The organism is Bosea sp. PAMC 26642 (genome assembly GCF_001562255.1).
GTDB lineage: Bacteria > Pseudomonadota > Alphaproteobacteria > Rhizobiales > Beijerinckiaceae > Allobosea.
The window spans coordinates 984,091-999,350 of sequence record NZ_CP014301.1 but is presented as its reverse complement, the minus strand read 5'-3'; the positions used below and the strand labels follow the sequence as shown (position 1 = coordinate 999,350).

9 protein-coding genes and 1 pseudogene are annotated in these 15,260 nt (G+C 66.4%); 6 read left to right on the top strand and 4 right to left on the bottom strand.

What is annotated here, in order from left to right:
- Positions 1–41 precede the first annotated feature (41 nt).
- From AXW83_RS04705 to AXW83_RS27730, 4 genes and pseudogenes are all read right to left on the bottom strand, one after another.
- Positions 42–2,906, bottom strand: coding sequence for a cation-translocating P-type ATPase (locus tag AXW83_RS04705; RefSeq protein ID WP_066611081.1), 2,865 nt, complete (start codon positions 2,904–2,906; stop codon positions 42–44).
- Positions 2,907–3,009: 103 nt separating this feature from the next.
- Positions 3,010–4,563 (bottom strand): bifunctional aminoglycoside phosphotransferase/ATP-binding protein, encoded by a 1,554-nt coding sequence (locus AXW83_RS04700; protein ID WP_236841816.1) that lies wholly within the window; start codon positions 4,561–4,563, stop codon positions 3,010–3,012.
- Positions 4,564–4,602: 39 nt separating this feature from the next.
- Entirely contained in the window at positions 4,603–5,448 is an 846-nt protein-coding gene (locus AXW83_RS04695) for a universal stress protein (protein WP_066611078.1), read from the bottom strand.
- A gap of 253 nt (positions 5,449–5,701) precedes the next feature.
- Positions 5,702–5,962: pseudogene (locus tag AXW83_RS27730) on the bottom strand (IS5/IS1182 family transposase); the annotation flags it as partial.
- A gap of 142 nt (positions 5,963–6,104) precedes the next feature.
- On the opposite strand from AXW83_RS27730, the gene AXW83_RS04690 reads away from it, so the two are divergent.
- The 6 genes from AXW83_RS04690 to mgtA all read left to right on the top strand — a co-directional run bounded on the left by AXW83_RS04690 (position 6,105) and on the right by mgtA (position 15,206).
- A complete protein-coding gene (locus AXW83_RS04690) occupies positions 6,105–7,535 on the top strand; it encodes a cytochrome ubiquinol oxidase subunit I (protein WP_066611076.1) in 1,431 nt (476 codons plus the stop codon).
- Between the two features lie 12 nt (positions 7,536–7,547).
- Positions 7,548–8,552, top strand: a complete 1,005-nt coding sequence (gene cydB / locus AXW83_RS04685; protein ID WP_066611074.1) for a cytochrome d ubiquinol oxidase subunit II — start codon at positions 7,548–7,550, stop codon at positions 8,550–8,552.
- Positions 8,553–8,743: 191 nt separating this feature from the next.
- Entirely contained in the window at positions 8,744–9,760 is a 1,017-nt protein-coding gene (locus AXW83_RS04680; protein WP_335339338.1) for an Acg family FMN-binding oxidoreductase, read from the top strand.
- Between the two features lie 143 nt (positions 9,761–9,903).
- The gene (locus AXW83_RS04675) at positions 9,904–11,370 is read left to right on the top strand and encodes a bifunctional enoyl-CoA hydratase/phosphate acetyltransferase (protein ID WP_082767457.1); all 1,467 of its coding nucleotides are present in this window, start codon (positions 9,904–9,906) and stop codon (positions 11,368–11,370) included.
- Positions 11,367–12,572, top strand: a complete 1,206-nt coding sequence (locus AXW83_RS04670) for an acetate/propionate family kinase (protein WP_066611068.1) — start codon at positions 11,367–11,369, stop codon at positions 12,570–12,572. The genes AXW83_RS04675 and AXW83_RS04670 overlap by 4 nt, the downstream gene beginning before the upstream one ends.
- Before the next feature lie 12 nt (positions 12,573–12,584).
- Complete coding sequence (mgtA, locus tag AXW83_RS04665; protein ID WP_066611067.1) at positions 12,585–15,206, top strand: magnesium-translocating P-type ATPase; 2,622 nt, start codon at positions 12,585–12,587, stop codon at positions 15,204–15,206.
- Positions 15,207–15,260: the final 54 nt, after the last annotated feature.

The following is a 15,260-nucleotide window of genomic DNA, read 5'->3' as shown; positions in this document are numbered from 1 at the left end:
GATCACCAAGGACTGTCTCACAATCCGTGTGATCGACCCTATCACGCTGGAACAACCTGTCTGACTGTCGCTGTGCCGTGTCCGCGTAGCAGTTCTGCACGAGCGACGATCTTGCTGACCTCGCGCAGCCAGAGCGCGGTGCTCGCCACTGCGATGCAGACGAGCCAGTCCCCCATCGTGAGCGCGACCGTTGAGAAGGCCTCCTGGAGCCAGGGCACATAGAGCACGGCGCCGTGCATCAGCAGCGAGAGGCCGACCGCCGCCCAGAGCCAGCGGTTCTCCAACAGGCCGCTGAACGCGCTGCGGACGTCGGAGCGGGCATTGAGAAGGTTGAAGAGCTGGAACAGCGTCAGCGTGGTGAAGGCCATCGTCTGGCCATAGTCCAGCGAACCCGCGCCTTCGATCAACCCGCCGGGCAGCGCGGCATCCAGCACCAGCAGCGTGCCGGCCGCCATGATGACGCCGACATAGACGATGCCCACCCACATGCGCCCCGTGACGACGCCCTCGCCACGCAGCCTGGGCGGTCTCGTCATCGTGTCGGGATCGGCAGGATCGACGGCGAGCGCCAGCGCCGGCGCGCCATCCGTCACCAGGTTGATCCAGAGGATCTGGATCGCCAGCAGCGGCAGCACGACATGGCCGGAGCCGTGACCGGTCAGCCCGATCACATCCGACAGCAGCACGCCGAAAAACATCGTCAGGACTTCACCGAGATTGGAAGACAAGAGATAGCGCAGGAACTTGCGGATGTTCTCGAAGATCGCGCGCCCTTCTTCGACCGCCGCGACGATCGACGCGAAATTGTCGTCGGAGAGCACGATATCGGCGGCCTCCTTCGACACATCGGTGCCGGTGATCCCCATTGCGACGCCGATATCGGCGGCTTTCAGCGCCGGCGCGTCGTTGACGCCGTCACCGGTCATGGCGACCGTGGCGCCGCCACGCTGCAGCGCCCTGACGATCCGCAGCTTGTGCTCAGGATTGACGCGGGCATAGACCGACACGTCCTTGACGGTCAGATCCAGCGCCGTGTCGGACATCGCCGCGAGTTCGATACCGGTCACGACCCGGCCGTCGCCTGCGATGCCAATCTCAGACGCGATGGCGGCGGCGGTCGAAGGATGATCGCCGGTGATCATCACCGGGCGAATGCCGGCCCGTTGCGCGCGCGCCACCGCCTCCTGCGCCTCCGGGCGCGGCGGATCGATCATGCCGATCAATCCAAGGAAGACGAGATCGGCCTCGATGCGGTCGTCGAACCCCTCCTCGCTTCCGTCATCGCTTTTGGCCTGGTCGCGGGGCAAGGACCGGCATGCAACCGCAAGCGTGCGCAGGGACGCGCTCGCGAGTTCGGTGTTGCTCGCCAGAATCGCGGTGCGGCGCGCTTCGCTGAGTGGATGGAGCTCATCGCCGACCCGTTCATGTGTGCACAGCGCCAGCACCACGCCCGGTGCGCCCTTGACCGACACCAGCAAGCTCTCCGGGTGCTCGGCATCGCGATGAACCGTGCTCATGCGCTTGCGCTGCGATGAGAACGGGACCTCCGCAATGCGCGTCAAACGCCGGTCGTCTTTGGCATCGGTCAGGCCCGCCTTGCGCGCGGCCACGATCAGAGCGCCTTCGGTTGGGTCGCCAAGGACCGTCCAATGGCCATCATCCTCGCGAACGCTGGCGTTGCTGGCGCGCTGCGCGGCGGCCAGCACGTCCTGCGCCTCGATCCGGAGCGCGCCCTCGAGCTGGCCACCTCCGGCCGCCGTCAGCTCGCCTCCCGATCCATAGCCCGAACCGCCGATCGCGACGGTTCCGGTGGCAGTCACGAGCCGCCGCACCGTCATCTCGTTCTTCGTCAGCGTCCCTGTCTTGTCGGAGGCGATCACGGTTGCGGAGCCGAGCGTCTCCACCGCCGCCAGATGGCGCACGATGGCGTTGCGCTTGGCCAGGCGCTGGACGCCCAGCGCTAGCGAAGCCGTCACGACCGCCGGCAGGCCTTCAGGAACGCCCGCGACCGCCAGCGCAACGCCGAGGATCAACACGTCGAAGACGGCTTTGACGTCGGCAACACCCTGGGCGACCAGGATCGTGACGATCATCGCCAGTGCGATGGCGACGACGATCAGGCCCAGCAGCTTGCCGACGCGATCGAGTTCGCGCTGCAGCGGCGTCGCCTCGTCGGGGGTCGCCTTCAGCATGTCCGCGATGCGACCGAGTTCGGTGCGCATGCCCGTCGCCGTCACCACCGCCCGCCCGCGGCCGTAGATCGCCGACGTGCCGCTGAAGACCATGTTGGCGCGGTCGCCCAGCGCCTCCTCGTGCGCGATCGCATCGGTGTCCTTTTCGACGGGCACGCTTTCGCCCGTCAGCTGCGCTTCGGCCATGCGCAGCAAAACGGATTCGATCAGGCGGGCATCGGCGGAAACGAGATCGCCCTCCTCGATCAGCATCACATCGCCCGATACGAGATCGGCGGCGGCGATGCTGCTGCGTCGTCCGTCCCGGACGACGATCGCGGTCGCCGCCGACATCCGGCGCAAGGCGAGGACGGCCTGCTCGGCCCGCGACTGCTGGACGAACCCCATCACAGCGTTCAGCAGAACGATGGCGAGGATGGCCAGCGCCTCATAGGGCAAGGCCGTCGCACGCTCGACGAGCCACAGCGCTGCGGAGATCAACGCGGCGACCAGAAGCAGGATGACCAGGACATCGCGGAACTGGGCGAGAAACCGCTTCCAGGCCGGTGTCACACACTCGGCCGTCAATTCGTTTGCGCCGTCACGCGCGAGGCGCGCCGCCGCCTCCGACTGGGTCAGGCCACGCTGCGACTGCGCGTCGAGCCGTCGCAGGACGTCGTCGGCCGATTGGCGGTAGGCCGCGATCTCCGGGGCTGCAGCGAGCGTGGTGGTCATCTGATGATCTGTCTCGCGTTTGCATGCTTGCACCCGCCCTCGACGGGCCCCGGGGGGAGGCTCCGAACGCCGCGGGTTGGATTGCCTCGGATGCGCGGCGTCGTCACGGCCGGGCGAGAACGGCACATTCCGACAGCGCGATGTCGCGGAGCGCCGTCAGCGGCCCGCCGGATTCGAGACGCCGCCAGCCCATTTCTCCGCAGCCCTGACGCAGTTGCTCGCGCAGGACGCAAGTGGTCGCATCGGAGGGATCATTGATGCGGGCCGCCACTCTCGCCAGCAGCGTCGCTTCCGGCGCCTCAAGCCAGAGGCCAAGGCGCGCGACATCGAGGTCGGTGGCGATCTTTTCCAGCGCCGTACGCTCCGGCGCCCGGTCGAACACGGCGTCGGCGACGACGGACCAGCCGGCTGCGAGCGTGGCCGCCGCCTGCTGCCTCAGCGCTGAATAGACCGCAATTGACACCGCGGTATCATAGGCGGCTTCAGGCAGCCTCTCCTCCGCCGCGACGTCGTAGAGACGCTTGCGGATGCGATCGCTGCTCAAGATCCGCGCGCCGGGCGGCGGCCCCAGATGGGATGCGACAGAGGCGGTAAGCGCCGATTTGCCGCTGCCGCTGAAGCCGCCGATGGCAAGCAGGAACGGCTTGGCATCCGTCAGCAGCGCCTGCGCAAGATCGACATAGCCGCGGGAGTCCGCCAGGAGCGGACGGGCCTGCTCATCGGGCAGATCGGCGGCCTGGGCCGCGGTGACATGGGCGCGGACGATGGCGCGGATGGCCATGAAAAACGGCAGAAGGCACAGCCCGTCCGTCTCGTCGCGCGCATCCAGATAGCGGTTGAAGATCAGGTTCGCGAGGTCACGGCCGTCGCGTCGCCACAGGTCCATGAGCAGGAACGCAAGGTCGTACAGCACATCGATCGTGGCGATGGCCTCGTCGAACTCTATGCAGTCGAACGGCGTCGGCTCACCGTCGATCAGGCAGATGTTGCGCAGCATCAGATCGCCATGGCACCGCCGGACCTTGCCCGCGTCGCGCCGCGCATCGAGCTTCGGGCGATGACGGGCGAGGACCGCCGCGAAACGCCGCTCGAGCGCGTCGGCGTCGGCGTCACAGACCAGCCCCGTGGCGCGCAGCGACGCGTCGTTGATCGACAGGACGGCGGCGATGCCGTCGGCTCCGCCCTGATCGAGGCTGATGGCGGCCGCATCGTGAAAAGCAGCCAGGCGCCGCGCCAGGCTCGTCATCAGAGCGGGCGTCAGCGCCTTGCGCTTGGCCATGCGATCGAACAGGCTCTCCTGATCGAACAGCCGCATTTCGACGACGGCATCGACGAGTTGGCCCGGTCCATCGAACGCCAGGGCGTCATCCTCGCCGCGCGTGATCGTCCGGACGGCGAGATAGAGCCCCGGCGCGGTCCGTCGGTTCAGGGCGAGTTCGGCATTGCAGGCCGCCAGACGCCGCTTGGGTGTGGAAAAATCCAGATAGGGAAACCGGACCGCGCGCTTGAGCTTGTAGGCGCGATCGGCGGTCAGGATCACGGTCGAGATATGCGTCCGCACGGTCTCGACCGCGATGCTCTGTCCGCCAGCGTTCCGGCTGAGAAAGCGGATCGTCTGCGCCTGCTCGTCGAGGATCATGGCCGCGCCGTTCGCCACGGAGGCATTGCTTCGGGACCGCGCCAGGAGCCGGTCATCCTAGTGAGACAGGAAGATCGGAAGCGTCGGATTGCCGACAACGCTCTTGGTCGCGCCGCCCAGAAAGAAGTCCCGCATCCGCCAATGGCCATAGGCGCCCATGACGAGCAGATCGAGGCCATGCTTGTCCGCATAGCTCTCGAGTGCCTGACCAATCGGCCGGCCCGCCGCATCCTCCTCGTCGAGGATGAGCGTGACGCCGTGCAGGGCCAGGTGACGCGCGAGATCCTGGCCCGACCGGCGCGTTTCGATGCTCTTCTCATGCGTCACGGTCACGGCCCGCACGGTCCTGGCCGCCTGCAGGATCGTCATGGCGTCGGCGATGGCGCGCGCGGCCGGGCGGCTGAAATCCCAGGCGATGCCGATGGCATCGAGCGCCTGGGAGTTGCGGCTCGGCTTGGCTGGCACGACGATGACCGGGCGGCCAGACCCGAAGATCACGCATTCGGCGATGTATTGCTGGAAGCCCGCGGGAGCCTCGGCCGGAATGATCGTTAGGTCGCGCAACCGCGCATGCTCGATCACGGCGCCTGGGATGCGCGCCGTCGTGCACAGTTCGCGCATCTGGTCATGGACGACGCCGCGCTTGGTTGCCATCGCCGCGAAGGCGTCGAGGCCAAGCTTGGCGTTGGCGGCGCTCTTGTCGCGCTCCGCATCGATGAGGCTGCCGATATCGAAGAAGCCGAAGGGAACGATCGTTCCAGGCACCTCGATGTCGAACTCGAACGTCAACGCCGTGATGTCGGCCCGCAAAAGCGCCGCGATCGCGACGCCCTGTTCGATCGCCGAGGCGGGCGCGGCGTCCGGGTAGCTGTTGAGCTGCAGCAAGATATCTTTGATCGCCATCGATTCTTGTTCACCCTGAAATTTCAATTCCGACCGCTCCGACTGCGAAGAGGACTTACCATCTATGAGTAATGCCATTTTGGAGACTGCATAGGATCGGAAAATACTCAGGGATATTTAATCGCAATTTTCGCGGTTATTATATATTTCCTTGAAATCGCGATCCAATCGTTTTTATCATTTAATATTAAATTTCTGGGTTATGATTTTAAATTTAACGGTAAATATAAAGGAACTATGCTCGAACTTAAAAGGAATTGGTCACCATCGGGTGGGCCACGATGATCTGGTGGCCGGCATCGACTGCGATTTGGCCACTGTAGCCCTGCATGAAGCGGCGTGCGGGCAGGATGCGGCTGTCCTCGTCGGTGAAGTTGCGCTGTGCCCGGTCCGGCGGTCCACCTTCATCGCTCCCTAACGCCCGGCCATGCCAGCCAATGCCCGACGATGCGTCAGGTCCACTCGCGCCCTCCGGATCAGGCGGAGCGGCATCCTCTGCCTTCGGCCCCGCCTTGCAGATCTCTACGGCTCAATTCAACTCGCGTGAGTAGATTCCGAACCTATCCGGTCGTCCTACCGGGAGAGATAAGTTCAAACGGCGACGTTGCAGCGGCCGCGCTCGCTGAGGATCAGGCCGAGACGGTCGGAGATTTGCGATGACGATCGACGCGTTCCTGCTTTCGCGAATCCAGTTCGCCTTCACCATCTCGTTCCACATCGTGTTCCCGGCCTTTACGATCGGGCTATCGGCCTATATCGCGACGCTGCTGGGGATGTGGCTGAAGACCGACGACAAGAAATATCACCTGCTCGCCCGCTTCTGGACCAAGATCTTCGCGGTCTCATTCGCCATGGGCGTCGTGTCTGGCATCGTGCTTTCCTATCAGTTCGGCACGAACTGGAGCCGCTTCTCCGTCGTGGTCGGTAACGTCATTGGCCCGCTCATCGGCTACGAGGTGCTGACCGCCTTCTTCCTCGAGGCGTCGTTCCTCGGTGTCATGCTGTTCGGCTGGAAGCGCGTGCCGCCCTGGCTACATTTCCTGTCGGCGGTGATCGTGGCGTGCGGCACTGCGCTCTCAGGCTTCTGGATTTTGTCCGCCAACAGCTGGATGCAGTTCCCAACCGGGCACGAGATGCGCGACGGCATCGCCTATCCGCTCGACTGGATGAAGATCATCTTCAATCCCACCTTCCCGATGCGCTTCATGCACATGATGACGGCGGCCTACCTGACCACCGCCTTCGTCGTGCTGGCGACCGGCGCGCGCCATCTCATGGTCGGCCACCGCACCGAGGCGGCGAAGACGATGGTGCGGATGGCGATCTTGATGATCGCGATCACAGCACCCGCGCAGGCGCTGATCGGCCATAGCCACGGCGTGGACACCGCCAAGTACCAGCCGGCCAAGCTCGCCGCTATCGAGGCGCATTGGGATTCGTCTAAGCCCGCCCCACTGGTGCTCTTCGCCTGGCCAGATGAGGTTGCAGGCGTCAATCGCTTCGAGGTTTCGATCCCGGGCCTCGCAAGCCTGATGACCCATGGTAGCATGGACGCGCTATTTCCGAGCCTAAACGATTTCGCGGTGCAGGATCGCCCGCCGGTTAAGATCCCGTTCTTCGGGTTCCGCATCATGGTCGGCATCGGCATGTTCATGATCGCCTTCGGCTGGCTCGGCGCGATCCTGTGGTGGAAAAGCGCCGTCTTCGAAGAGAGACGCTGGCTCTGGGTCGCGCAGTACACTTGGCCGCTGGGCTTCATCGCCATCCTGGCGGGCTGGTTCGTCACCGAGGTCGGCCGCCAGCCCTGGATCGCCACCGGCGTTCTGCGTTCCAAGGACGCGATCTCGCCGGTCACCACCGCGCAGGTCGCGATTTCGCTGGCGCTGTTCGTCTGCGTCTACTGCGTCGTCTTCTCGGCAGGCATCGTCCTGATCAACCGCTTGATCGACAAGGGGCCGGACGAGATCACCAGCGAGGACCCGCCCGAGCAGCCGTCGAGCCGGCCGCTCAAGGCGGCGCAGGCGCCGGCGTCCGACCTGTTCGGCGACGGCCGTCCCGGCGACGACCGCATCCAGCCCCAGACCTGAGGAGAACCCGCTATGGAATGGTATCTCCCCGTGATCTGGGCCGTGCTGATCGGCACCGCCGTAATGCTCTATGTCGTGCTCGACGGCTTCGACCTCGGCATCGCAATCCTCTTCCCGACAACGAAGGACGAGCGCGAACGCGACCAGATGATGAACTCGGTCGCGCCGTTCTGGGACGGCAACGAGACCTGGCTGGTGCTCGGCGGCGGCGGGCTGTGGGTCGCGTTCCCGACGGCCTACGCCATCATCATGCCGGCCTTCTACCTGCCGGTGACGCTGATGCTGCTGGCACTGATCTTCCGCGGCGTCGCCTTCGAGTTCCGCTGGGTCGCCAAGCCGAAGCACCAGATCTGGGACCTCGCCTTCTGGCTCGGCTCGACGCTGGCCGCGTTCTCGCAGGGACTGATCCTGGGCGGCATGATCCAGGGCATCACCGTCGTCGACAGGCAGTTCGCCGGCGGCCCCTTCGACTGGTTCACGCCCTTCACGCTGATGTGCGGGGCGGGCGTCGTCGTCGGCTACGCACTGCTGGGCGCGACCTGGCTGATCTACAAGACCGAAGGGTCGGTCGCCGACCGGGCGCGCGGCCAGGCCAAGGCCCTGCTGATCGGCCTGCTCGCCTTCGCCGTCCTCGTCTCGCTCTGGACGCCCTATGCCCATCCGCGCATCGCGGAGCGCTGGTTCTCGTTCTCCAACCTGGTCTGGCTCTTGCCGTTCCCGCTGCTGACGGCGTTCTGCGGCTGGATGGCGTGGAAACGGCTGCACGGCAAACACGAGTTCACGCCGTTCGCTTTCACCATAGCGATCTTCGTGTTGTGCTTCCTAGGGCTCGCGATCTCGAACTACCCTTATCTCGTGCCGCCGAGCCTGACGATCTGGGACGTGGCGGCGACGCCGGCCTCGCACATCTTCGTGCTGATCGGGGTCAGCTTTCTCCTGCCGATGATCCTATTCTACACCGCCTTCGTGTACTGGACCTTTCGAGGCAAGGTGAAGGCCGAGGGCGGCTATCACTAAAACTGTGACCACCGGCGGCCCACTCGGCTGCCGCCTTATAGCCGTTCCTACCCTCCAGGCTATAGCAGCGGTGGGGATGGTGAGCTGGCGGTGCTTAACTGATGATAACAATGAACCGGCGGAATATTCTGATTGGCGGTGGTCTCGCGGCGCTAGGCGCCGGCGCAGCGGCGTGGATGTCGGCATCGCGCATGGGATCGGCATCGGACTATACTGCCGCGACCCAGGCCGCCAGGGCAGCGCTGTCGTCCCGACCTGATGCGCATGAGCTGATCCGCTATGCGACGCTGGCGCCTAACAGCCACAACACGCAGCCATGGCGCTTTACGGTCGCGCCGGACCTGATCACGATCAGCCCGGATCTGGCCCGTCGCACGCCGGCGGTCGATCCCGACGATCACCACCTGTTCGTCAGCCTGGGCTGCGCCGCTGAAAACCTCGTCCTGGCCGGGGCGGCGCAAGGGTGCCGGGGAGACGCGGTCTTCGACGCCGCAGGCGGGGGCTCGATTGTGTTTTCACATGGGGCGGCGCCGGCGCAGGCTTCGGATCTCTTCGACGCCATCCCTCTGCGCCAGTCCACCCGCGCCGCATTTGGCGGGCGTGCTGTCAGCCCGGCCAACCTGCGTCTGCTGGCCGAAACCGCCGGCAGCCCAACCGTCGCGTTGGTGCTGATCACCGACCGGCCGGGCATGGACCGCGTTCGCGATCTCGTCGTCGCCGGCAACAGCGCGCAAATGGCCGATGCGGCCTTCGTCACCGAGCTCAAATCCTGGCTGCGTTTCAATCCGCGCCGCGCGCTCGAGACCGGCGACGGTCTCTACAGCGTCGCGAGCGGCAACCCCGCGCTTCCCGACTGGCTCGGGCCTTACGCCTTCGACTGGCTGTCGAATGCGCAATCGCAGAATGATGCCTATGCAAGGCAAGTCCGCACATCCGCCGGCCTTGCGGTGTTCATAGGCGGGCGGGAGGATCCTGAGCATTGGGTCGCCGTCGGCCGCGCCTGTCAGCGTTTCGCGCTGCAGGCGACTGCGCTTGGACTCAAGACCGCCTTTATCAATCAGCCGGTCGAGGTCCCGGCCCTGCGGCCGGAGCTGGCTGCGCTGATCGGCTTCCCGGGCCGGCGCCCCGATCTCGTGATGCGTTTCGGCTATGGGCCTGTGCTGCCTTATGCGCCGCGGCGGCCCGTTTCGGCGGTCATCGCCACGTGACGCCGGGACCGCGGCGGGCGGACGACCGGGCCACGCTAGGTAGAATCCACCCCTGCTCGCCCCGCCCGGTGCTGCACTAGGGTGGCGCTCGCGAGGGCGTGGTCGCGGCGATCAAGCTGCCGGAAAAGCTGGGACGAGCATCGATGTCTTTGACTTCAGACCGCGCGCAAGCCCATTCCGGACCGGGCTTGCCGACCAAGCCGCCGATCGAAAACGCACGTCTGTCGAATTGCCGCTTCGACGACCTCACAATCGGACAGAGCGCCGCGCTGGTGCGGACGGTTACCGATGACGATCTGCGGCTGTTTGCCATCGTGTCTGGCGACATCAATCCCAGCCATCTCGACGCCGCCTATGCGCGCACCGACAGCTTCGGCCATCTCGTCGCGCATAGCCTATGGTCTGCCGGTTTGATCTCGACGCTGCTGGGCACGCGGTTGCCTGGACCGGGGACGATCTACCGCGAACAGAACCTGCAATTCGTCGCTGCCGTTGCGCCGGGTGACACCATCACAGCAACGGTGACGGTTCTCGAGACATGGGTCGAGACACGCCGGGTTTGGCTGTCGACGACCTGTACGAACCAGACCGGGCAGGTGGTGCTGAACGGGACCGCGATCGTGACCGCGCCGGCCGACGCCGTCTGCCTGCCGCCGACGCCCTTGCCAGACGTGACGCTGCACAGCCACGCCCGTTTCGCCGGTTACCTGAAGCAGGCCCGCGCTCTGCCTCCGCTCAAGACCGCGGTCGTCCATCCCTGCAGCATCGAAGCGCTGCAGGCCGCCATCGAGGCGCGCGACGAGGGGCTGATCGCGCCGGTCCTGGTGGGTCCGCAAGCCCGGATCGAGGCCCTGGCCGCAGAGGCCGGGCTCTCGCTGAGGGACGTCGCCATCGAGAACGCCGCCCACAGCCATGCGGCAGCGGCCCGCGCTGTCGCGATGGCGGCGGCCGGAGAGGTCTCGGCCCTGATGAAGGGCAGCCTGCACAGCGACGAAATGCTAGCCGCCATCGTCGCATCGGATTCAGGCCTGCGGACGCAGCGCCGTCTCAGCCATGTCTATGCCATCGACGTGCCAGCCTATGCCAAGCTGCTGCTGGTGACGGACGCTGTGATCAACATCGCTCCCACCCTCGAGCAGAAGCGCGACATCTGCCAGAGTGCCATCGACTTCCTGCATGATCTCGGCATCGCCGAACCGCTCGTCGCCATTCTGGCGGCCGTCGAGATGGTCAATCCGGCGATGCCGGCGACGCTCGACGCCGCCTCGCTGACCGTGATGGCCGCCCGCGGCCAGATCACGAGCGCCATCGTCGACGGACCACTCGCCTTCGACAATGCGATCAGCCTGGATTCGGCCCGGATCAAGGCGATCGCCTCCCCTGTGGCGGGCCGTGCCGACATCCTCGTCGTCCCCAATATCGAGGCCGGCAACATGCTCGCCAAGCAGCTGATCTATCTGTCGGGCGCCGACGCGGCCGGGCTGGTGCTCGGCGCCCGCGTGCCGATCATCCTGACCAGCCGCTCGGATTCGATGAACATCCGCCTGGCCTCCGTGGCGCTCGCCAAGATCGTCGCCGCCGCCCGTGATGCAGCAGGAGCGGCGTCGTGAGCCCGCCGATCCTGCTGACGTTTAACCAGGGCTCATCGACCATCAAGCTTGGCATCTTCGCGCTCCATGCGGACGGGCCGATCAGGCTGGGACATGGGGAGATCGATTTGTCGCGGGCGCCCCTGGCACTGCGACTGGTCGAGGACGGCAAAGCCACGGAGATCGCGCTGTCGGCCAGGCCGGGCGGCGAACTGCACGCGATCATCGACGAGATGCTCGGCTGGCTGACGCGCCATTTCGGGTTGAACGATATAGCAGGCGCCGGCCATCGGGTGGTGCATGGCGGCGATCGGTTCGCCGGGCCGACGCTGATCACCCACGAGACGCTGGCCGAGATCGAGGCCCTGGTCCCGCTCGACCCGCTGCACCAGCCGCAAAGCGTCCGCCTGATCAGGGCGGTCGCGCATCTGCGGCCGCAGATGCAACAGACCGCCTCGTTCGACACGGCCTTCCATCGCAGCCAGAGCGATGTCGTCCGCCGTTTTGCCTTGCCGCGTGCGCTGTTCGACGAGGGCATCAAGCATTTCGGCTTCCATGGGCTGTCCTACCAGTTCGTCGCGTCCGAACTGGCGCGCCTCTATCCGGACATCGCCAGGGGGCGGGTCGTGGTGGCGCATCTGGGCAGCGGCGCGAGCCTGTGCGCCCTGGAGGGAGGCGTCAGCCGCGACACCACGATGAGTTTTTCCACGCTCGACGGCGTGCCGATGGCGACACGTTGCGGCACGCTCGACCCCGGCGTCGTCATCCACCTCGTCAAGCAGCGCGGCTGGTCGATCGAGCGCGTCGAGGACGTGCTCTACCATCAATCCGGCCTGCTTGGGGTATCGGGCATCAGCGGCGACACCCGGGAGCTCTGCGCCAGCGCCGACCCCAGAGCGAAGGAGGCGGTCGCGCTATTCGCCTTCCGCGTGTCGCGCGAGGTGGCGGCGCTCGCCAATACGCTGCATGGGCTGGACGCCATCGTCTTCACTGCCGGCATCGGCGAGCATCAGCCGGCGGTCCGGGAGGCCATCTGCAGCCGCCTCGCCTGGCTAGGTGTCTCGATCGACGCCACTGCCAATGCCGCCAACCAGCCCCGCATCGACGTGGCGGCGAGCACGGTCGCGGTTCTCATCATGGCGACCGATGAGGAGCAGGTCATCGCCAATGAAGCCCATTCGCTCCTGATCCCCCGCCAAGGCGTCGCGCGCGCCACAGCCTGATCGGCAAAATCCATGACGGATGCGAAGACGCCCGAACCACCCGCTTCCGGCGACGCCCTTGCGACCTTCTGGACCTTGTCGCCCGATCAGTTGTGCACGACGCTCGCCTGCGGCGCTGGCGGGCTTTCAACTGATGAAGCTGCGCGGCGCGTTCGCCAATACGGGCCCAACAGCGACGCGGCCGCCAAGACGGACAGCCGTTTTCGCGCCGTTTGCCGCCGCATGCTGGAGCCGCTGTCGCTGATCCTCCTGGCAGCGGGCATCGTCTCGGTGGCGACGGGCGACACGGTCGGCGGCTCGATCATCGTCGCGATCCTCGCGCTCTCGATCGGTCTCGATACGGTTCAGGAAGGCCAGGCCCGGAACGCGGCCGAAGCGCTGCGCCGCTCGGTGGCGCTGAAAGCCGAAGTCAAGCGCGACGGCGCCTTCGTCCAAGTCGATGTCGACACGGTCGTGCCGGGCGATCTTTTGCGCGTGCGGGCCGGCGACATCATCCCGGCCGATGCGCTGATCCTTGAAAGCACCGCCTTCACCGCCGGCGAAGCGGCGCTGACCGGCGAGCCCTATCCGGTCGAGAAGCGGGCGGGGGCAAGCGCGGCGGCCAGCGCCGCCGAGGCCGCCAACGCCCTGTTCAGAGGCTCCGTGGCCCAGACCGGCGAAGCGCTGGCGCTGGCTGTGGGTACGGGGCGGGCGACGCTGTTCGGCTCGGCTGCGGCGGCGCTGGCGCAGGGCGCCACGCCGTCGCCCTTCGAGCGCGATCTGCACCAGTTCGGGCTCGTTGTCGCGCGCGCCACGATGGGGCTCGTCGTCGTCGTTCTTGCCGCGCGCGTGATGCTCGGGCGGGAAGTCCTGGATTCAGTGCTCTTCGCCGTCGCCCTGGCTGTTGGCCTGACGCCGGAGCTTCTGCCGATGATCACGACCGTGACCTTGTCGCGCGGCGCCATGCGCATGGCGCGTCGCAAGGTCATCGTGAAGCGGCTGGCCGCCATCCACGATCTCGGCGCGATGACCGTTCTGTGCACCGACAAGACCGGCACGTTGACCGCGGCCGAGATCACGCTGGCGCGCAGCCTCGATCCAAGCGGCGGCGACGACGCAGGCCCCGCGAGGCTCGCAGCCATCGCCGCCGAACTGGGCGGCGACCGCGGCGCGCTGGACGCAGCCCTGATCAAAGGCAGCCCGGACGCAGCCAAGGGCTCGACTCTGGCGGGGCGGCGCGCCTTCGACTTCTCGCGCCGCATCGGCTCCGTCCTGGCATCGGGGGCCGGGAGCGTCACGCTCATCGCCAAGGGCGCGCCGGAGGCCATTCTGGAACGCTGCACGCTGCGGCGCATGGGGGCAGAAACCGGACCATTGGACGAGGCGGCCCGCGCTGCCGCGATCGCGCAGGTGCGCGCGCTGGCTCAGGATGGGCTCCGCAGCATCGCCGTCGCCTCGCGGCGCTGGTCGGGCGCGGCGCGGGACCTCACCGTGGATGACGAATCCGATCTGGTGTTCGAGGGTCTGTGCGCCTTCGCCGATCCGCCCAAGGCAACGGCCGCCGCCGCCATCGCGCGGCTGGCTGCGGCCGGTATTTCCGTGAAGATACTGTCTGGCGACGATCCTGTCGTGGTCAGGAGACTGGCGGGGCTGGTCGGACTGCGCACCGAGAAGGTGCTCAGCGGCGCCGACATCGCCGGCCTCAGCCATGATGCCCTGGCGGTGCAGGTGAGGTCTGTGGATGCCTATGGCCGGCTCGCGCCCGATCAGAAGTTCAGGATCATCAAGGCGCTGCAGGCCAGGGGTGCGGTGGTCGGCTATCTCGGCGACGGCATCAACGATGCGCCGGCCCTCAGGGCGGCCGATGTCGGGCTCTCGGTCGAGGGCGCGACCGGCGTCGCCCAAGCGGCCGCCGACATGATCCTGCTCGATTCCGATCTGTCCGTGGTCGCCGACGGGATCGACGAAGGGCGCCGGACCTTCGCTAACATCCTGAAATATGTCCGGATGGGCGCGAGCTCCAATTTCGGCAACATGATCTCGATGGCGGTGGCCTCGGTCGCCCTGCCCTTCCTGCCGATGCTCCCGACGCAAATCCTGCTCAACAACCTGCTCTACGACCTCTCCGAAATCGGCATCCCATTCGATACGGTGCGCCCGGAGACGACCGCCAAGCCCCAAATCTGGGATATCGGCGGGCTGCTGCGTTTCGCCGGCGTTCTCGGGTTGCTCTCATCCGTGTTCGATCTGGTGACCTTCGGCATGCTAATCTGGGTCTTCGAGGCTTCGCCGGCGGAGTTCCGCACAGCCTGGTTCCTCGAGTCGATGACGACGCAGATCCTCGTCATCTTCATCATCCGCACCAATGGCCGGCCCTGGGCCGATTGGCCGCGCCCGATCCTCGCCGCGACGTCGCTGACGGCGCTGCTAGTCGCCCTGGCGCTGCCCTTCACGCCTCTCGGCACGTGGTTCGGCTTCGTCCTGCCGCCGCCCGGCGTGCTGGCGGCAGTCGGCGCCATCGCGGTCCTGTACCTCATAGCCGTGGAGTTGCTGAAGCCGCTCGCCCTTGGCGACAGCGTCAGACAAAAGCGACGCGCCACGCCACATCATGCGCCGGCAAAACACCTGATCCGTCTGCGTAGATTCCGACTCTGATCGGCCGGCCTGCCGGCTGCTAGAGCATGGGCACGACCCGTCATCGATCGCTCA